Raw genomic sequence first — 18,312 nt, 5'->3', positions numbered from 1 at the left:
TTATAAATCTTCTAATAATATGAGGTAGACACGTTTGTTAGGGACACCATAGTTCATAAGATCTTTTTTCTCTTGAACCTTAGGTTCTTCAAAGTTTTTAAGTGTTGTGATATTAGTGGGAATGTTTGATCCGCTGCGATGTTTTATACCTCTCAATCCTTCACCGATGGATTCAACAATCTGACTTGCTGTAGCCAGCACGATCATTGTCTCTGGAAAATCAACCGGTTTCTTTTCTTTTAATTGATTAGAAGAAAATAAAATAGCCCCATTATCCGAAATAATATACTCACAAGTGGTCAAGAAAAAACTACAATCTTCATGTACATCAGAAAAACATAGGTTGAATCCATTAAAACGATTTCTTAAATTCAAATCAGTACAAAGTACATTAGTTTCAAAGAAATCGTGTTCTACAAGAACATCTTCAAAATTAGCTTGCACTTCAGACTCATCTAGAGAATAGAGAAACCTACCGCCTTGAGTAGTAAAGTTATGTATAAACCTTTCATCCAATGGAAGTTTTTCCTCTGGCATGTATTTAGAGCGCCCAGTATCCTTGTTCTGAGAAGACTCAGAATCAGAAGATTTTTTGAAGAGTTTTTTAAAAATACTCATCTATGTTAGACGCGTTAATATTAGGGACTAGGTAAATATACTTACTAATTACAGTAGTTACAAACTATTCTTCTTCCTCCTTTGAATTAGATGTCGGCGCAATTGTCCTTGTCGATGACTTTAAAGCAACTGCTTCCTCCTTAATAAATGGTCGTTTTCCAAAAATGTTTTCTAAATCATCTTTAAAAATAACTTCCTTTTCAAGCAGTACTTCTGCTAATTGAGTTAACTTATCCTTATTTTCTTCAAGAATTTGAATGGCTCTTTGATACTGAGCTTCAATGATTTTAGAGATCTCTTGATCAATTATGACAGCTGTTTCTTCACTATACGGTTTAGACATGCTGTATTCTTGTTGACCACTAGAATCGTAATAGGTAATATTACCAACCTTTTCATTTAGACCATATATGGTCACCATAGCACGAGCTTGTTTAGTGACCTTTTCTAGATCACTTAAAGCACCCGTAGATATATTATTAAAAATAACCTTCTCTGCAGCACGTCCACCCATTGTCGCACACATTTCATCCAGCATTTGTTCAGGACGTACAATCTGTCTTTCTTCTGGTAAATACCAAGCAGCACCTAGTGATTGACCACGTGGTACAATTGTAACTTTTATTAAAGGAGCAGCATGCTCAGTCATCCAACTTACCGTTGCGTGACCAGCTTCGTGATAAGCAATAGTCTTTTTCTCTGACGGTGTGATAAGTTTATTCTTCTTTTCTAGTCCACCTACGATACGGTCTACTGCGTCTAAAAAATCTTGTTTATCAACTGCTTTTTTACCTTTTCTTGCAGCAATAAGAGCAGCTTCATTACAAACATTTGCAATGTCAGCACCAGAGAAACCAGGCGTTTGTTTTGCAAGGAATGAAGTGTCTAACTCATTATCAACCTTTTTAAGAGGTCTTAAGTGAACTTCAAAAATTTCTTCACGTTCATTCACGTCAGGTAGGTCAACATAGATCTGTCTGTCAAAACGACCAGCGCGCATTAATGCCTTATCTAAAATGTCTGCACGGTTAGTTGCTGCTAATACGATCACGTTGGTGTTAGTACCAAAACCATCCATTTCAGTAAGAAGTTGGTTAAGAGTATTCTCACGTTCGTCGTTAGATCCAGAGAAATTAGATTTCCCTCTTGCTCGTCCTATAGCGTCTATCTCATCAATAAATATGATTGAAGGAGATTTTTCTTTTGCTTGTTTAAATAAATCTCTAACACGACTAGCACCGACACCTACAAACATTTCTACAAAATCAGATCCACTTAATGAGAAGAAAGGAACCTTTGCCTCACCGGCAACCGCTTTTGCTAGCAATGTCTTACCAGTACCTGGAGAACCTATCAATAATGCTCCTTTTGGTATTTTACCACCTAATGAGGTGTATTTTTCTGGGTTTTTCAAAAAGTCAACAATTTCTTGTATTTCTTCTTTCGCACCTTCTAGACCAGCCACATCTTTAAAGGTAGTCTTTACATCAGTTTTCTGATCAAAGAGCTTAGCTTTAGATTTTCCAATATTAAAAATCTGGCCACCGCCACCACCAGCGCCACCACCACTCATACGTCGCATGATGAAGATCCATACTCCTATTAAAAGAATAATAGGTAAGAAGCTCCATATAGCATTCATGAACGTGTTGTCTTGAGTTTTATATAAAACTTTTGTTTTTAGATTACTATTCTGAACGGCTTCTTCTAGCTGTGGCTGAAAAATTTCTAAATCACCAAATTCAAATTTATATTGAGGTACCTTACCTTGATTCATTGCGCTAGGCTTCAAAGCATCTTTATGCTTTGTCTCGTTACTTAGGGCTTCTTTGGTAAGAAATACTTCTGCATACCTGCCATTCCATACGATAACTTCCTTTACATCTCCGTCTTCTAAATAAGAAAAGAATTCGGATTTGTTAGTTTCTTTTGGAGAGTTGACAGCGTCGCTTATCAATGAGTAAGCTAGAAATGCAAGTACTATAGGTACCGCAATCCACCATACACTAAATTTAGGTTTTCCGCCTCCTGGTAAAATAGGTTTGCTATTTCCAGGTTTTTGATTTGATTTATTTTGTTCAGACATTAGCTTGTATAATCTTGTTATTAGTAAGTACTTTCTACCATTGTAGTTTTAGCATCTCCCCATAAACCTTCTAGGTCATAATATTCTCTTACATGTTTTTGAAAAACATGTACAACAACATCAACATAATCCATAAGTACCCATTCTGCCTGTGAAGAACCTTCAACATGCCATGGGTTTTCTTGCAATTCTTTACTTACTTTTCTTTGTATGGAGTTAACGATTGCGTTTACTTGAGTGTTAGAGTTACCATTACAGATTATAAAATAGCTTGTAACAGTATTTTCAATCTCTCTTAAATCCATGATTGTGATGTCATTACCTTTCACATCTTCTATTCCAGCAATCATTTGAGCGATTAACGCATCAGTAGAAACTTTTTCTTTAGTCATCAAATATTTTTTGTTACGACAAATTTATTCTTTTTTTACCAGCAGTTTTACAAAATAAAACTTAATCTATAGATAAATAGTCACTTGCAAATAGTCAAATTACATGCCACTACATCAACAAATGATGAATTAAAAGCACGCTTACGCGAAAGCGAAACACAGCACCTAACTGCTATTTATAGTTTGTCACAGTCACAAGGTCGAGGTAATCGAGGTTCGGTATGGCATACTGAAGATGGTAAAAATCTGACATTCAGCGTTTTAGTTTCGGATAATCTATCTGGGTTAACACCGTTTAAACTGAATCAAATCGTATCTGTTGCTATGATTGAATGGCTTAAATCAGATTTAAATGTACAAGCCAAAATAAAATGGCCTAACGACATCCTGTCAGTTCAGATGAAGCTCGCCGGTATTCTAATTGAAAATACGTATCAAAAAGGTCAATGGATTCATTCTATTGTAGGTATTGGACTTAATGTAAATCAAGAAGATTTTGAAAATTTACCACGAGCAATATCTTTAAAAAATCTTACCGGTAAAAATTTTAAACTCGAAGAGCTTTTATTACAGTTTCTTTTTCATTTAGACTACGCTCTTAAAAATAGAACACAAACCATTGAAAAGTATCTTAAATTTTTATTTAAGTATCGTCAGGAAATGAATTTTAGTATTAATAATCAGGATGTGGTCGCTACCGTACATGGAGTAACAGAAAACGGTGAATTGCTCCTTCAAAAAGATGGGCAAATCACCGCTTATGATTTAAAACAAGTGCAATGGAATTATTAAAGTTTCTCTAATCCGCTAGCAAGTTGTTCTAAGAATTTTTTAATAGGACCTTTAATCATCATAGCCATCATAGCATTAAAATCACCATTAAAGATTAATTGCGCTTGAGAACCATTTGCAACCTGTTCTATGTCACAACTCAATGTAAATGCAAGTTTATCACTAGTGGAACCTAATGTGACATTTGTAAAGGGTATGGATTCTTGAAGACCTAGTTTGATTTCTGGCATACCTTTAAGACCGAATAAAAATTTGTCATCTCCATGTGTTTCAAATTTTGTATCGTCTGGCATTAATTGCTTGTAATTTTCAACTTGGGTTAAAAATTCAAATAACTCTTGCGGTGTTTTTTGTGTTTGTACCGTACGGCTTTCTAAATTCATAATATTTTATTTACCTGTCCAGGCGCTAGGATCTTTTCTCCAGCTTTTTAATAATTCAATTTCTTGCTCAGAGAAGTGTCCTGTATTTTGAGCTTGTAGTATTAAGTGATTATAATCACTTAATGTATGTAAGTTCAAGTTATATTGTTCAAAATTTTCTTGTGCAAATTCAAAGCCGTACGAAAACAGTGCCAACATACCTTTTACATTTGCGCCGCCTTCTTTTAAGGCATTAACTGCATTAAGACTACTTTTACCAGTGCTTATTAAATCTTCAATGACGACTACAGATTGACCTTCTTCTAGATGACCTTCAATTTGATTTTGACGACCGTGCTTTTTTGCCTCTGGCCTTACGTAAATAAACGGAAGATTTAAATAGTCTGCGACTAACATACCTATGCCTATAGCACCTGTTGCTACACCTGCAATAACATCTGGCTTACCATATAATTCCTCAATTTGATTAGCGAGTTGTTCTCTTAAAAAATTGCGAATCGTTGGGTATGAAAGTGTTACGCGGTTGTCACAATAAATTGGTGATCTCCAGCCGCTAGCCCAAGTAAAAGGTTCTTGTGGTTGCAATTTTATTGCTTTAATTTGCAATAATAATTCAGCCGTTTTAATTGCGATATCCTTATTTATAACCATGGCGCAAATGTATAAAGTTTTTGTGAAAGACGTCGCAATTATCGTGACATCAAATAGGGATGAATATCCCGACTATGAAGTTTTTTCTCTTAAAGATGTTGACTTGCTCAAAATCATTAAGAAAATTGAAAAAGGCAAACTCAAAAAAGTATTGCTATATTCAAAAAATGAAAAGAAGCTTTTAAAGAGACTTCATAAAAAGTTACCACTAGTCAAAGCTGGTGGTGGACTGGTTATGAATAATGAAAATAAGTTTCTATTCATTCACCGCAACGGTAAATGGGACCTTCCTAAAGGTAAGGCTAATCGATTTGAGGGAATGCGGAAAACTGCCAAAAGAGAAATAGAAGAAGAGACAGGTGCAAAAAAACTAAAAATGATTAAAAAATTAGGTCGCACCTATCATGTATTTAATAGGAAGTCTGCATTAAAACTTAAACTTACCCATTGGTATCTTCTAGAAACTAACTATTCTGGTCCATTAGAGCCTCAAGCAGAGGAAGGTATTGATATAGCTACATGGCTAGATAAAAGTGAGGCAGAAAAAGCACTGGAATCTTCTTATAGTAATATAAAAGAATTATTTCCAGATCAAACTTTAAATTTTAAGAGGAGATAGGTCTAGGTAATATTCCATTTCTTTAGCTCTAATTTCTACTTTTACATCGGGATTTAAATAAGAAAAGGTTTTAGGTAGCTCTATATGTTTAGTTAACTGTAACATTAAAGAATCTACACCTAATTCTTTAATTCCAATTGTAGCGTTTTCAAATTCTGATTTCTCGAAATTAAATACCTTGTTTTCGACATAGTTTCTGAATTCTGCTTGATCATCAATTTTCACATCTAGTGCTAGATTGGCTACAGACTGTTGTAGATTAATATCAAAAATAGTCCTCACATCATCTTCTTTTTGATCTTTTGTAAGGTCAGACGTTGTTATGATGATAAGTTCTGGCTTTTTAAATGAATTGATTAGTCTTTTTTGTAGCCCATTTCTAGTGTAAGTGATTTCATAGCTTATTAATGCGTCTGTTTGAGTGGTGTGTTCAATGTTAATATTAGTAATACCGCTCATATCGCCACTGCATATTTTTTGTTCACGATGAGACATAAAAATGCTCCATATTTCTTCAAGGTCTGCATCTCTATTATAGGTCACGTCTATAAAATCTTGAGTAATAATATTTTTTATTTCTTTATTAAGTCTCTCTTTGGTTTCTGCGTCACCTTCATAAAAAGGAATCTGAAAAACATAAGAGGTATTGTTACATTCAAAATCATCTATAAGACGAGTTGTTTTTACAGTTTCTTCTACATTTAAAGAGATAATTTCTTTGTCGTTTTTACAAGAAATAAATGCGCATGCTGCTATAAGAATAATAATATTTTTAATCATTGTAATGTACTTTATAGATTGGGTAAGTTAAATGGGCTTTTTCATAATTAGGTGATCTATCATGCAGCCATTTCAATTGTGCATAATTACTTTGAGCAAATTTATCATTTGACTTTTTAATGGAATCAAACTCCTTTTTAAGCTCTGGATTAGTTGATAGTAATTCTTTTGCAGTGCTTTCAAATACGTAGGTCGAGAAGCCCTCTTTTTGCTGTAAAATAGTATCAAAAAAATTCCATTTAAAAAAGGAATCTTGACCTTGTGGTTCTAGGGTCTCTATGATATATCTTATTCCTGGTTGAGCAGTAGGGATGATGATATCGCTTTCGCGAAAGCGTAATTCTATATCTTTACTGCTTACCACAACATTAGAGTGTGGATAATGACCTTCATATGCGCTACTAGATGTGTCGTAGTCTTCTATACGATACTGTGAAACGGTCATGGTGCTGTCTGCAGGGAAAACTTCCATCTGAATATTATTCATGCGCATTAATTCAATGATTTCCCACTGACCTTGTGGGATAACATAGAATTTTGGTACTTTTATTGAGTCTACAGCAATATAATGATTATAGTATGGTGTGTTTTTCTCAAAAGGCTGGTTGCGGTCATAGGTGAGGAGTTGCTGTCCAGTTAATTCACTGACATTGCGCAACGCTTTATAGCCTTTAAAAAGTAATGTGTCTGCTTTGGTCTTATCTACAACATGGTTGATAGTATAGAAGCTAGCATTGTTAAATTCTTTAAAAGATGAAGCTCTAGCTGTTTTTATCGCTTCCATATTTTGAGAGCCTAGGGCAATCGTCTCTTCCATTATTGCTTGTGTTCCTAGAACTCTATCTTTATAAGGCTTAAGCATATGTGTTTCTATCATAAAGCCTAAGGTGTTCCATAGGGTAGTGTATCCAGTGCTATAACGAGGATGATCCATAAATTGAGAAAATCCATTTTCTGGTGATACACCATAAACATTTACATATGGAGTCATAGCATGATTACGTTTAAGCATGCGTTGCTCTAGTTCTTTTTGTAAGTTGCTGTAGAGGTAATTACCTGCTGCCTTACCTAATTTATCGTGTTGTGTAAATAGATGCGTTAAAGTGTATTGATAGTCTGCACCATTACTTACATGATTGTCTATAAATATATCTGGATTTACTTTATGATAGATTTGATAAAACGATTGAGCGTTACGACTGTCTGCTTTTATGAAATCTCTATTGAGGTCATAATTTCTGGCGTTACCTCTAAACCCATATGCTTCTGGTCCGTTTTGATTAGTCCTAGTATGGCTGTTGCGATTTAAAGAGCCACCTACATTATATATGGCAATCGCAGAAAATATCAGATTTTCTGGAGCTTCTAGTTTACCAGTTGCCAAATCTCTCATTAACATCATGGTAGCGTCTATACCATCACTTTCACCTGGATGAATACCATTATTAACAAGGATTTTAATTTTGTCTTCATTTACAGAGCTCCAGTTGATATTACTATTTGAAAAACTAATGAGGTGCAATGGTAGACCACTGTCAGTGATTCCTATCTCTTCCATTTCAATGGTAGAATAGGTAGTAGCTAAGTTTTCATAAAATGAAATAACCTCTTGATAAGTGGCTGTTTGATTTCCATTACCTTTTTCAAATGGTGTTTGCCAGTCTTTTATCTCTTCGGCAATTTGTTTATCAGACTGCTGGCACGATATGATTATGGTTATTAAAAATAGATAAGTAATTAGTCTCATAGCTTTACGGTATCTGGTACAAGACTAGTGTAATCTCCATTATTTCTGATTACATCTCTAACGATTGATGATGATATGTAAGATTTACCAGAGCTAGTCAATAGAAAAACGGTTTCTATTTCTGATAGTTTACGATTAGTATGTGCAATTGCCTTTTCAAATTCAAAATCACCTGGATTACGTAAACCGCGTAAAATAAAGCTAGCATCATTTTTTTTACAAAAATCAATAGTCAGTCCAGAGTAGGTCATAACTTTAATTTTTGGTTGATTGATAAATGCTTTTTCTATGAACTTTTTACGTTGCTCTAGTGAGAACATATATTTTTTATCGGCATTAACACCTATGGCAATTATGATTTCATCAAATAAGCCCAAACCGCGCTCGATGATATCATAGTGTCCTAGCGTTATCGGGTCAAAACTTCCTGGAAATACGGCTCTTTTCATGAGTGATGTTTTATGGTGTTTTCTATTACGTCTGTAAATATTTGTTGGAGCGTTTTATCTGTAGCTCTTATCTGTTGCGGAATAATACTTTCGGTACTCATTCCTGGATTGGTATTTATTTCTATAAAATGCGGTGTGCCATCGTGAAAAATAAAGTCTGCTCGAGCTATACCTTTACATTTAAGTACACTATAAATTCTTTTACTTTGTTCCTGTACAGCCAATGTAAGTTCTAGTGATATTCTGGCTGGTGTTATTTCTTGTGACTTACCTTGGTACTTTGCTTCATAATCAAAGAAGTCATTTTCACTTACTATTTCAGTAGGTGGTAACGCGATAACCTCGTCATCTATTTGATACACACCTACAGATACTTCTATACCGTCTAAAAACGATTCTAATATGACTTCATTATCTACTGCAAAGGCCACTTCAAGTGCTTTTTCTAGCTCATTGGTTTTATAAACTTTTGATACACCAAAGCTACTACCACTGCGATTAGCTTTCACAAAGTATGGTAATCCTAATCTTTTTGAAATATCCACCGCATTATAATCAGCTCCTTTATTGAGGTAAATGTGTTTGCCAGTATAAATTCCCCATGGCTTTAATACTGCTATACAGTCTCTTTTATTAAAGGTAATCGCGCTTTGGTATGAGTCACAAGAAGTTTGTGGTATATGTAACAATTCAAGGTATGCTTGTATTTTACCATCTTCACCTGGTGTTCCATGTATGGTATTGTAAATACAGTCAAACGTGATGTGCTTGTCATTAACTGTAATACTGAAATCGTTTTTATCTACTATGCAGCGGTTCTTTTCTTTATCTACATAATACCACGCTTCTTCTAGAATAACGATGGAAAATACATTGTAAAGATCTCGGTCTAGGTGTTCTGTAATTACAGCGCCACTTTTCATAGAGATTTGCCATTCACTGGAATAGCCGCCCATTAATACCGCAATGTTTTTCATAGAATAACTTTTCGCAAAAGCATGAACAACAAAGTTAAAAAAGAACTGGTTCTAAGTATGTTTTCAATGATTATATTTGAACAAATATTTAAGATGAAAAAATATCTTCTTTTTATACTGATAAGTGCTTTTAGTATAACGGTAAAAGCTAATTGTGAAGATTTAAAACCTTTTACAGTCGTAATTGATCGTGGTCATGATGCTGTAGATAGAGGAGCGATAGTGGATGATGAAAGTGAGTATGAGATTTTAGCTGCATTAGTAGCTGAAATTACTGGAGAATTAACAGGTGATTTAAATGTTATCTATCACAATCCAAGTGGAGAACATTTGACAATAGAAGAACGTGCCGATCAGATAAATGCATTAAAGCCGGATTTAGTTATATCTATACATATGGGTTTTTCAGATAATGGACCTAGGCAGGCTGCTATTATACTAAACGATAAAAACTTGGAGTTTGAAAAAAGTAAAGAGCATGCTAGTTCTTTAATCACCCATCTCACTAAAGACGCTTATTTTTCTACAATACGTACTGAAGTAAATGGTATGGCGTTATTAGAAAAGGTTAATTCAGCTGCTTTTATATTGGAAATAGGAAATATGAATGCAGCAAGAGATCGTTATTACTTACAATCAAACGGTTCTAAACGAGTTAGCATAAATTTTACTGCATTTTTAAACGATTTGAATTAATTACATGAGTTTTATCAAATTTCTTTTTACAAAAACCTTCTTAAAGCATTTATTACTAGCCATCGTTTTAGTAGTGGCTTTATGCTTTGTTTACTTATTTTGGTTAAGTTCTTATACGAATCATGGTCAGAAAATTCAAGTTCCTAATCTAGCAAAATTGTCACTTGTTGAAGTGGATGAACAACTTGAAGAATTAGATCTAAGACGTAAGTTGATTGACAGTTCTAGTTATAATCCAGAATATCCACCGCGTAGTGTGATAGAACAAGATCCTGCTGCAGGAAAATTTGTAAAGGAGAATAGACAGATTTATATAAAGTTAAACCCATCAGGTTATGGTGAGGTTAAAATTCCTAATCTCATTAATAGGACTAGAAGACAAGCGGAACCTACCTTAAAAGCACTAGGTTTTAAAATAGGTAATATCTCATATAGACCGCACATCGCTACAGATATGGTGTTAGAATTACGATATAAAGGTGACAAAATCGAGCCAGGAAAATCATTAATGAAGACATCTGTCATCGATCTTGTATTAGGAGATAAATCATTACTTAACAGAGAAGAGCCAGCTGCTCAAGATACAACAGAAGATGCCACAGGTAACTAATACAGATGAGCTGGACGATGCTCACGATGATGATTTATACGAGCATCATCAGTTTACTGCAAGTGATGGACAAGAGCCATTACGAGTAGATAAATATTTAATGAATTTTATTGAAAATGCTACACGTAGTAAGATACAGCAAAGTATTAAAGACGGATCTGTAAGAGTAAATGATGTAGTTGTAAAATCTAATTATAAAGTTAAGGCTGGTGATCATATCCGCGTATTATTTAAGCATCCACCTCATGAAAACTTATTAGTTGCAGAAGATATTCCTCTAGATATTGTTTATGAAGACGATGCATTAGTTGTTGTTAATAAGCCTGCAGGTATGGTTGTGCATCCTGGTCATGGAAATTATTCAGGGACTCTTATAAATGCATTGATACACCATTTTGAGAATTTGCCTAATAATAGTAGTAATCGTCCAGGTTTAGTGCATCGTATTGATAAGGACACTAGTGGTTTGCTTGTAGTTGCAAAAACAGAACATGCCATGTCTTATTTAAGTGCTCAGTTTGCTGCAAAGACTAGTGAACGAGAATATGTTGCGATAGTATGGGGAGATTTTGATGAACAAAGTGGAACCGTGGAAGGCAATATAGGTAGACATCCTAAAAATAGATTGCAAAACTATGTGTGGTCTGGTGAAGAAGCTTATAAAGGTAAACCTGCGGTAACACATTGGAGTGTCATCGAAGGATTAGGATATGTGACAATGATTTCGTGTAAATTAGAAACAGGTAGAACACATCAAATACGTGTTCATATGAAACATATAGGACATACTTTATTTAATGATGAACGCTATGGCGGAGATAAGATTTTAAAAGGGACTAGCTTTACCAAGTATAAACAGTTTGTAGATAACTGTATGAAGGTATTACCGCGTCAGGCTCTGCATGCAAAAACATTAGGCTTTGAACATCCAGTAACCAAAAAATGGATGAGTTTTAATTGTGATATACCAGATGACATGATGAACTGTATAGAGAAATGGCGCGTATATGCTGCTAACTCTAAGGATGCTTAAAAGAAAGTCCAAATGATATAATTATATCATTTGGACTTTTTTATTAGATAAGGATTATCAATTATTGTATTGAAAAGTTAACTAGCCTTTATGTGATAAAAGAAATTTCTACTCTTATTTTTGAGTCTTAAATTTAAGCGCCATGAAAATTTTACTATCGCCAGCAAAAACCCTTGATTATAAAACAGAATTACCAATAGATAATTATACGCAGCCTATTTTTATAAAAGAGGCCTTGAAACTAAATAAGGTTTTAAGGAATATATCTAAAAATGAACTAGGTAAATTAATGCATATTTCAGAATCGCTAGCAGATTTAAATTATAACCGTAATCAAGAATTTGATAAAGAATTTACTACTGATAATAGCAGACCTGCCGTGTATGCTTTTGCAGGTGATGTTTATACTGGGTTAGATGCTTATACTTTAAAAGTTAATCGTATAGATGATATGCAATCTATGGTGCGCATATTATCGGGATTATATGGATATCTAAGACCGCTCGATTTGCTGCAGCCATATCGACTGGAGATGGGAACTAAACTTCCTGTAGAAAATGATAGAAACCTTTACGCTTTCTGGAAAGATATAGTGACTCCATCTCTTAATAAGGAAATTCAACAGGATGAAGTTGTTGTAAATCTTGCGAGTAATGAATATTTTAAAGTAATTGATAAAAAATCTTTAAATGGCCAGTTAATAAGTCCAGTGTTCAAAGATTATAAAAATGGTAAACTTAAAGTGATCTCCTTTTTTGCAAAAAAAGCTCGTGGTTCCATGGCACGTTTCCTTATTGAGACTCAATCCAGTAGTTTACAAGATGTTTTGTCTTTTCAGAAAGATGATTACCGTTATTCTGAAAAAGATACTGTAAATGAAAATGAACCAGTATTTATAAGGTAAGCGCTATATTTATAGCATGACTCAAGAATCAACATCGTTTTCTATCAAGGACTGGTCAGAAAACGACAGGCCACGTGAAAAATTATCTCTTAACGGTAGTTCTGCATTGTCAGATGCAGAACTTATAGCTATTCTTATAGGTAGTGGTAATAGGGAAATGAGTGCTGTTGAATTAAGCAGGTTAATACTTAATCATGCCGGTAACTCTTTAGACAAATTAGGAAAACTGAGTATTAAAGAGTTAATGAAATTTAAAGGGATAGGAGAGGCAAAGGCGATAACAATTGCTGCTGCTATGGAATTAGGCAAGCGTCGCGCTAGTGAATTGCCTGCGACTAGGCCTGTGATTACATGCAGTGACGATGCCTTTAAAGTGTTATTACCCATTATAGGTGATTTGCCACATGAAGAATTTTGGATAGTATATCTCAACAACAGCCATAAAGTTTTAGCAAAACATCAAATAAGTAAAGGTGGTTTTACCGGTACAATGGTAGACACACGTATCGTTTTTCAAAAAGCAGTTGAAGAAGCAGCCGTAGCTATGATCCTAGCACACAATCATCCTAGTGGTAAATTGATGCCTAGTGCAGATGATAAAAGGTTAACCCAAAAGTTAATAGAAGCAGGTAAAATTATGGACGTTAAAGTGCTGGATCACCTCATAATAACGAGCGATAACTTTTACAGTTTTGCAGATCATAATCTAATGTAATGGTATTAATCTTTATTAATAAATTATCACCTCGTAAACAATATATATTTAAGCACATCTTTAAAAGGTTACTAGAGATTCCATTTGAATTCACCTCTGATCTCAGTGAATTTATTGCATATGAAGGGCCTAAATTATCTTATGGTAAAAAATCTCTTGGAGATGAATTTTTTATATGGTCTTACGGTCTCTTAAATGAAGTAGGTATTGATGATCATGAGATTGAAGTGCATCAATGGGAGGAATTACCTATTTTTTTTAAAGCTCCAGACCGTAGTGATTTACCATTTGATATTTTTTCTGCTAGTTTTTATTTGCTAACGAGATATGAAGAATATTTACCTCAAGTAAAAGATGATTTAGGTCGTTTTACTGCCTCTGCAAGTATAGCTGCACAACACCACTTCTTAGATATACCATTATTAGATTTGTGGATTATAAAATTAGGTGAAGAACTGGAAAAGCGATTTGATATTACGCTTCCGCGTAAGCGTGATACACAAATTATTACCGCCATTGAAACAGCTAGTATATTTCAATATAAAAATAGGGCAATTGTGCCTGTTTTCCATTCTCTTTATGAAAGTCTAAGTAAACTGCAAGTACGAAAGTTTCTTAGACAAATAGGAGTTCATTTAAGGCTTGTTAAGGACCCATATAATGTATATGATATAGTCCTTAGGATTTATAGAGAAAGCATTGCACAACTACCTAAAAATTTAAAATACAGTAGACGTATTTTGTACTTATTTCACTTAGGTGATTATAATTATATTGATAATGGTGTGTCATATCGATCTAAAACCTATCAAGAGCTTATCAAGCATATTGCTGACTATGTAGAAATAGGTTTGAGATTTTCATTTGCAAACGGAGAGGATAAAATTTCAAAAGAGGCTGAACGTTATGAAAGTATCACTAACAGACCGCTTTCTAAAACAATGACTGCATTTTCTAAAATTTCCATGCCTGGACATTATAAGCAGTTGGTAGATATGGATACTATTGAAGATTATAGTATGGGGTATACTAATATACCTGGTTATAGAGCTAGTACAAGTCACTCGTTTTATTTTTATGACCTAGATTATGAGGTTCAAACACCATTACGTGTATACCCGTATGCCATACATTATAGGAGTATAGAACATTTCATGCTTAATGGACAACAAGCAATTATAGATAAACTATTAAGATATGCAGATGTTGCAACTGGTAATTTTATAATCATCTTTGACAATGATCAATTTGACTTGAAAAAACGATCACATATTTATACAATTATTAAAAAACTATTAGCATATCATGTTTAAAAATATAAAGCACATCTTTTTTGATCTCGACCATACATTATGGGATTTTGATTTAAATAGTAAGTTAGCATACCAACAGATTTTTCAAGAGCATGATGTTAAGCTTGATTTAGATGCATTCATAAAAGTTTATGAACCTCTAAATTTAGATTTTTGGAGAAAATTTAGAGAAAATTTGATAACTAAAGAAGAGTTACGTTATCAGCGATTAAAAACTGCTTTTGATGCTTGTAATTACCCCTTAGAGGATAAGCAAATTGATCTTTTCGCAGATTTATATATTCAATACTTACCTAATAATAATCACCTTTTTCCAGGTTGTATAGACCTTTTAAATAGTCTTAAAGGTAAATTTGAAATGCATTTGATAACTAATGGGTTTAACGGTGTTCAGCAAAATAAGATTGATAAAGCAGGATTAAATGATTATTTCAATATTGTGTTAACGGCAGAGGCTGCTGGATACAAAAAACCAGCTCCTCAAATATTTCATCAGGCGATAGAAATGGCAGGAGCAAGCATTGAGAACAGTCTCATGATAGGAGATAGTTATGCGGCAGATATTTTAGGTGCACAACAAGTTGGTATCAAGACTATATGGTTTCATACAACAAATCAACCAATTCCAAAAAATGAAATTGTCGTTCATGATTTATTGTCAATTCAGCCTTTATTAGGCTTGTAATCATAATGATCTTTCCAGCGTTTTTGTAAAAATTCTCTTTGAGCCTGTTCTCTAGGATTACTTCCAGGTTCAAAAATTTTCATTCCACTTATTTCAGTAGGTAAGAAGTCGAATTGTGCAAAATTACCGGGATGATCATGAGCGTATTTATATTCTTGACCATATCCTAGTTCTTTCATTAACTTAGTCGGCGCATTTCTTAGTCCTAATGGAACAGGTAGGTCGCCTGTTTGCTTTACAATTTGTTGTGCTTGTCCTATTGCTAGATAAGAAGCGTTGCTTTTTATTGAGGTCGCTAGGTAAATAGCACACTGGCTTAAAATGATTCTAGATTCAGGATATCCTATGGTTGAAACTGCTTGAAAAGTATTATTAGCCATGATTAAAGCAGTCGGGTTTGCATTTCCTATATCTTCACTAGCGAGGATAAGCATACGACGAGCTATAAATTTTAAATCTTCACCACCTTCAATCATTCTAGCTAGCCAATAAACTGATGCGTTAGGGTCACTACCTCTTATGGATTTTATAAAAGCACTAATAATATCATAATGTTGTTCACCAGTCTTATCGTATCGTGCCGGATTAGACTGTACTTGTCCAAATACTAATTCATTATTAATTACAATAGGTCCAGATGGTTGACTATTAATTACTAACTCAAAAATATTGAGAAGCTTTCTCGCATCGCCACCACTGATGCGGAGTAATGCTTCCGTTTCTTTAATGGTAATTTCTTTTTTACTTAATAATTCATCTACCTTTAAGGCTCTGTGCAATAATTGCTCGAGGTCCGCTTTCGCGAAAGCGTCTAATACATAAACCTGACATCTGGATAATAAGGCAGGTATAACTTCAAAACTCGGGTTCTCAGTTGTTGCGCCTATTAGTGTGACCCAACCTTTTTCTACAGCTGCCAGTAAAGAATCTTGTTGTGACTTGCTAAAACGATGGATCTCATCTATAAAGAGTATTGGATTTTTTGCGGTAAATAAGCCGCCTGCGCTTTTGGCTTTATCAATTACCTCTCTGACATCCTTTACACCGCTATTTATTGCGCTGAGAGTGTAAAACGGTCTTTTGCTTTCTTGTGCGATTATGTTAGCCAGTGTTGTTTTACCTGTTCCTGGTGGTCCCCATAAAATCAATGAAGGTATAGTACCGTTAATAATATGTTGTCTCAAAGTACCTTTTTCCCCTATAAGATGACTTTGGCTTAAATAATCATCTAGGTTCTGAGGTCTTATACGTTCGGCAAGAGGTGAGTTATGCATATTACGAAGATAGGTATAGCTATATTTATTTATTATAATTTAAATCCTAAAACTATAATGTCATGACACTTTTTCCACATTCGTATTTGGTCATGTTCTTGATATCCTTTTATAGTGAAAGATTATCAATATTTTAAGTTTGACCTTTATACGGTATTGCCGGCTTTAGTATTCACCATTGCAATATGGTTCATCTATACTATTGAAGTTAAATACAATTTCAACTTTACAGATTTAGGTATAAGACCTGGCAAATTGAGTGGATTAAAAGGAGTTGTTTTTAGTCCATTTATTCATGCAGATCTTGGGCATTTATGGAGTAATACTATACCGTCATTGGTATTGATTACAGGACTATGCTATTTTTACAGAAATATAAGTTTGAAGGTATTATTGTTAGGCTTATTCTTCAGTGGTATTATGACATGGATAATCGGGAGGCCATCATATCATATTGGTGCGAGTAGTTTAATTTATTTATTAGCCAGCTTTTTGTTTTTTAAAGGAGTATTCACAAAGCATTATAGAATGCTTGCTTTAAGTTTTGTAGTTGCTTTTTTTTACGGTAGCATGGTTTGGTATGTTTTGCCATTAAAAACAGGCATTTCTTGGGAAGGTCATTTAAGTGGTGGAGTAGTAGGTTTACTACTTGCCATTATTACTAAAAATAAGTTGCCTGAAAAAAAGAAATATCAATGGGAAACTGCAGACTTTAATGCCGGCGACGATCCTTTCATGCGTCAATTTGATGAGGATGGTAATTTTTTTGAATTAGAAGAGGAAGAATAGGAGTTACCTTATCCTTGCTGTCTTACAATTTCATATAGTATAGCTCCGCAGGCAACAGATACATTGAGTGATGCAATATCACCTTTCATAGGTAGTTTAATTGGTTCATCAATTACCTTTAATGTTGAAGGGTTAATACCACGGTCTTCACTTCCCATAACTAGTGCTATTGAATGGTTAAGATCGACATCATAGATTACTTTAGCTGATTTTTCAGTTGCACCTATCGTTGTTATTCCATAAGCCTTCATTAGGAATACCGCATCCTTTATATGTGCTACTTTACAAATAGGAATATTAAAAACAGCTCCAGCACTTGTTTTAATTGTTGCTGGATTAATCGGAGCAGATCCGCTTTCTCCTATAATAATAGCGCTAACACCAGTACACTCTGCGGTTCTAATAATAGCACCAAAATTACGTACATCCGTTACACCATCTAGTAATAGGTATATTTCTTTGGATTCAACATTACGTTTTTCTAGTATATCTTCTAATGAGGCAAAATCTACCGGAGAAATAGAGGCTACGGCACCTTGGTGATTTCCATAGCTGGATATTTTATCTAGTTTTTCTACAGGTACAAATGAGTTAGTGATTTTATGCTTGTTAACAAGTGTTTTAAGTTGTCCCATTAAAACACCTTCAGCTTCACGTAATAAATAGATTTTACCTAAGTTTTGTCCACTTTCGATGGCTTCTATAATCGCTCTTAAACCGTAAATGTATGTAGTCTTTTCCATGTTACAAATGTATGTAAATAAAAAACGCCCCAACCAATGGTTGAGGCGTTTTGATT

General features: G+C 34.2%; 21 protein-coding genes. 10 read left to right on the top strand and 11 right to left on the bottom strand.

Going from position 1 to position 18,312, the window contains the following annotated elements; genetic code table 11:
* The 3 genes from R1T42_RS08555 to rsfS all read right to left on the bottom strand — a co-directional run bounded on the left by R1T42_RS08555 (position 1) and on the right by rsfS (position 3,096).
* Positions 1-618: an LUD domain-containing protein gene (locus tag R1T42_RS08555; protein ID WP_317290028.1), complete on the bottom strand. Its 618-nt coding sequence runs from the start codon at positions 616-618 to the stop codon at positions 1-3.
* Positions 619-682: 64 nt separating this feature from the next.
* The gene (gene ftsH, locus R1T42_RS08550) at positions 683-2,704 is read right to left on the bottom strand and encodes an ATP-dependent zinc metalloprotease FtsH (RefSeq protein ID WP_317290027.1); all 2,022 of its coding nucleotides are present in this window, start codon (positions 2,702-2,704) and stop codon (positions 683-685) included.
* A 20-nt stretch (positions 2,705-2,724) separates the two neighbouring features.
* Positions 2,725-3,096: a ribosome silencing factor gene (gene rsfS, locus R1T42_RS08545; RefSeq protein ID WP_036580258.1), complete on the bottom strand. Its 372-nt coding sequence runs from the start codon at positions 3,094-3,096 to the stop codon at positions 2,725-2,727.
* Between the two features lie 84 nt (positions 3,097-3,180).
* Here rsfS and R1T42_RS08540 point away from each other — a divergent pair, with 84 nt between their 5' ends.
* Positions 3,181-3,888 (top strand): biotin--[acetyl-CoA-carboxylase] ligase, encoded by a 708-nt coding sequence (locus R1T42_RS08540; protein ID WP_317290026.1) that lies wholly within the window; start codon positions 3,181-3,183, stop codon positions 3,886-3,888.
* On the opposite strand, the gene R1T42_RS08535 is transcribed toward R1T42_RS08540, so the two are convergent.
* Both R1T42_RS08535 and pyrE read right to left on the bottom strand, forming a co-directional pair.
* Positions 3,885-4,271: a hypothetical protein gene (locus tag R1T42_RS08535; protein WP_042295445.1), complete on the bottom strand. Its 387-nt coding sequence runs from the start codon at positions 4,269-4,271 to the stop codon at positions 3,885-3,887. The genes R1T42_RS08540 and R1T42_RS08535 overlap by 4 nt on opposite strands.
* A gap of 6 nt (positions 4,272-4,277) precedes the next feature.
* The gene (gene pyrE / locus R1T42_RS08530; protein ID WP_036580265.1) at positions 4,278-4,922 is read right to left on the bottom strand and encodes an orotate phosphoribosyltransferase; all 645 of its coding nucleotides are present in this window, start codon (positions 4,920-4,922) and stop codon (positions 4,278-4,280) included.
* Here pyrE and R1T42_RS08525 point away from each other — a divergent pair.
* Positions 4,921-5,541 (top strand): NUDIX hydrolase, encoded by a 621-nt coding sequence (locus R1T42_RS08525; protein WP_317290025.1) that lies wholly within the window; start codon positions 4,921-4,923, stop codon positions 5,539-5,541. The two genes, pyrE and R1T42_RS08525, sit on opposite strands and share 2 nt — an antisense overlap.
* Here R1T42_RS08525 and R1T42_RS08520 read toward each other — a convergent pair.
* Genes R1T42_RS08520 through R1T42_RS08505 form a run of 4 tightly spaced genes read right to left on the bottom strand, consistent with a single transcriptional unit; the run spans position 5,521 to position 9,494 of the window.
* Entirely contained in the window at positions 5,521-6,321 is an 801-nt protein-coding gene (locus R1T42_RS08520) for a hypothetical protein (protein ID WP_317290024.1), read from the bottom strand. The two genes, R1T42_RS08525 and R1T42_RS08520, sit on opposite strands and share 21 nt — an antisense overlap.
* Entirely contained in the window at positions 6,314-8,068 is a 1,755-nt protein-coding gene (locus tag R1T42_RS08515) for a M14 family metallopeptidase (RefSeq protein WP_317290023.1), read from the bottom strand. Before R1T42_RS08515 ends, R1T42_RS08520 begins: the two co-directional genes overlap by 8 nt.
* Entirely contained in the window at positions 8,065-8,517 is a 453-nt protein-coding gene (gene coaD, locus R1T42_RS08510) for a pantetheine-phosphate adenylyltransferase (RefSeq protein ID WP_036580273.1), read from the bottom strand. Before coaD ends, R1T42_RS08515 begins: the two co-directional genes overlap by 4 nt.
* Positions 8,514-9,494, bottom strand: coding sequence for a D-alanine--D-alanine ligase (locus tag R1T42_RS08505; RefSeq protein WP_317290022.1), 981 nt, complete (start codon positions 9,492-9,494; stop codon positions 8,514-8,516). The genes coaD and R1T42_RS08505 overlap by 4 nt, the downstream gene beginning before the upstream one ends.
* 21 nt (positions 9,495-9,515) lie before the next feature.
* On the opposite strand from R1T42_RS08505, the gene R1T42_RS08500 reads away from it, so the two are divergent.
* From R1T42_RS08500 to R1T42_RS08470, 7 genes are all read left to right on the top strand, one after another.
* Complete coding sequence (locus tag R1T42_RS08500) at positions 9,516-10,190, top strand: N-acetylmuramoyl-L-alanine amidase family protein (RefSeq protein WP_317290021.1); 675 nt, start codon at positions 9,516-9,518, stop codon at positions 10,188-10,190.
* Positions 10,191-10,194: 4 nt separating this feature from the next.
* Entirely contained in the window at positions 10,195-10,800 is a 606-nt protein-coding gene (locus R1T42_RS08495; protein WP_042247874.1) for a PASTA domain-containing protein, read from the top strand.
* Positions 10,784-11,833 carry an RluA family pseudouridine synthase gene (locus tag R1T42_RS08490; RefSeq protein ID WP_042270814.1) on the top strand — a complete coding sequence of 350 codons (1,050 nt, stop codon included), beginning with the start codon at positions 10,784-10,786 and terminating at the stop codon, positions 11,831-11,833. Before R1T42_RS08495 ends, R1T42_RS08490 begins: the two co-directional genes overlap by 17 nt.
* Before the next feature lie 142 nt (positions 11,834-11,975).
* A complete protein-coding gene (yaaA, locus tag R1T42_RS08485) occupies positions 11,976-12,737 on the top strand; it encodes a peroxide stress protein YaaA (protein WP_036580284.1) in 762 nt (253 codons plus the stop codon).
* 16 nt (positions 12,738-12,753) lie between these two features.
* Positions 12,754-13,452, top strand: a complete 699-nt coding sequence (gene radC, locus R1T42_RS08480) for a RadC family protein (protein WP_042270816.1) — start codon at positions 12,754-12,756, stop codon at positions 13,450-13,452.
* The gene (locus tag R1T42_RS08475) at positions 13,452-14,765 is read left to right on the top strand and encodes a DUF7033 domain-containing protein (protein WP_317290020.1); all 1,314 of its coding nucleotides are present in this window, start codon (positions 13,452-13,454) and stop codon (positions 14,763-14,765) included. Before radC ends, R1T42_RS08475 begins: the two co-directional genes overlap by 1 nt.
* Positions 14,758-15,450, top strand: a complete 693-nt coding sequence (locus R1T42_RS08470) for a YjjG family noncanonical pyrimidine nucleotidase (protein WP_036580290.1) — start codon at positions 14,758-14,760, stop codon at positions 15,448-15,450. Before R1T42_RS08475 ends, R1T42_RS08470 begins: the two co-directional genes overlap by 8 nt.
* Here R1T42_RS08470 and R1T42_RS08465 read toward each other — a convergent pair.
* Entirely contained in the window at positions 15,429-16,724 is a 1,296-nt protein-coding gene (locus R1T42_RS08465) for a replication-associated recombination protein A (RefSeq protein WP_317290019.1), read from the bottom strand. The two genes, R1T42_RS08470 and R1T42_RS08465, sit on opposite strands and share 22 nt — an antisense overlap.
* A 114-nt stretch (positions 16,725-16,838) precedes the next feature.
* On the opposite strand from R1T42_RS08465, the gene R1T42_RS08460 reads away from it, so the two are divergent.
* Positions 16,839-17,513 (top strand): rhomboid family intramembrane serine protease, encoded by a 675-nt coding sequence (locus R1T42_RS08460; RefSeq protein ID WP_317290018.1) that lies wholly within the window; start codon positions 16,839-16,841, stop codon positions 17,511-17,513.
* A gap of 8 nt (positions 17,514-17,521) precedes the next feature.
* Here the strand turns inward: R1T42_RS08460 and rlmB are convergent, their stop codons facing one another.
* The gene (gene rlmB, locus R1T42_RS08455; protein ID WP_036580296.1) at positions 17,522-18,256 is read right to left on the bottom strand and encodes a 23S rRNA (guanosine(2251)-2'-O)-methyltransferase RlmB; all 735 of its coding nucleotides are present in this window, start codon (positions 18,254-18,256) and stop codon (positions 17,522-17,524) included.
* Positions 18,257-18,312 lie beyond the last annotated feature (56 nt).

It is taken from the genome of Nonlabens ulvanivorans (assembly GCF_032922765.1).
GTDB lineage: Bacteria > Bacteroidota > Bacteroidia > Flavobacteriales > Flavobacteriaceae > Nonlabens > Nonlabens ulvanivorans.
This window is presented reverse-complemented; position numbering and strand designations above follow the sequence as displayed.

Coding starts and splice junctions, on each gene's coding strand:
- R1T42_RS08555 (WP_317290028.1), bottom strand. CDS start 618: ATGAGTATTTTTAAAAAACTCTTCAAAAAATCTTCTGATTCTGAGTCT.
- ftsH (WP_317290027.1), bottom strand. CDS start 2,704: ATGTCTGAACAAAATAAATCAAATCAAAAACCTGGAAATAGCAAACCT.
- rsfS (WP_036580258.1), bottom strand. CDS start 3,096: ATGACTAAAGAAAAAGTTTCTACTGATGCGTTAATCGCTCAAATGATT.
- R1T42_RS08535 (WP_042295445.1), bottom strand. CDS start 4,271: ATGAATTTAGAAAGCCGTACGGTACAAACACAAAAAACACCGCAAGAG.
- R1T42_RS08525 (WP_317290025.1), top strand. CDS start 4,921: ATGGCGCAAATGTATAAAGTTTTTGTGAAAGACGTCGCAATTATCGTG.
- pyrE (WP_036580265.1), bottom strand. CDS start 4,922: ATGGTTATAAATAAGGATATCGCAATTAAAACGGCTGAATTATTATTG.
- R1T42_RS08520 (WP_317290024.1), bottom strand. CDS start 6,321: ATGATTAAAAATATTATTATTCTTATAGCAGCATGCGCATTTATTTCT.
- R1T42_RS08515 (WP_317290023.1), bottom strand. CDS start 8,068: ATGAGACTAATTACTTATCTATTTTTAATAACCATAATCATATCGTGC.
- coaD (WP_036580273.1), bottom strand. CDS start 8,517: ATGAAAAGAGCCGTATTTCCAGGAAGTTTTGACCCGATAACGCTAGGA.
- R1T42_RS08505 (WP_317290022.1), bottom strand. CDS start 9,494: ATGAAAAACATTGCGGTATTAATGGGCGGCTATTCCAGTGAATGGCAA.
- R1T42_RS08500 (WP_317290021.1), top strand. CDS start 9,516: ATGAACAACAAAGTTAAAAAAGAACTGGTTCTAAGTATGTTTTCAATG.
- R1T42_RS08495 (WP_042247874.1), top strand. CDS start 10,195: ATGAGTTTTATCAAATTTCTTTTTACAAAAACCTTCTTAAAGCATTTA.
- R1T42_RS08490 (WP_042270814.1), top strand. CDS start 10,784: ATGCCACAGGTAACTAATACAGATGAGCTGGACGATGCTCACGATGAT.
- yaaA (WP_036580284.1), top strand. CDS start 11,976: ATGAAAATTTTACTATCGCCAGCAAAAACCCTTGATTATAAAACAGAA.
- radC (WP_042270816.1), top strand. CDS start 12,754: ATGACTCAAGAATCAACATCGTTTTCTATCAAGGACTGGTCAGAAAAC.
- R1T42_RS08475 (WP_317290020.1), top strand. CDS start 13,452: ATGGTATTAATCTTTATTAATAAATTATCACCTCGTAAACAATATATA.
- R1T42_RS08470 (WP_036580290.1), top strand. CDS start 14,758: ATGTTTAAAAATATAAAGCACATCTTTTTTGATCTCGACCATACATTA.
- R1T42_RS08465 (WP_317290019.1), bottom strand. CDS start 16,724: ATGCATAACTCACCTCTTGCCGAACGTATAAGACCTCAGAACCTAGAT.
- rlmB (WP_036580296.1), bottom strand. CDS start 18,256: ATGGAAAAGACTACATACATTTACGGTTTAAGAGCGATTATAGAAGCC.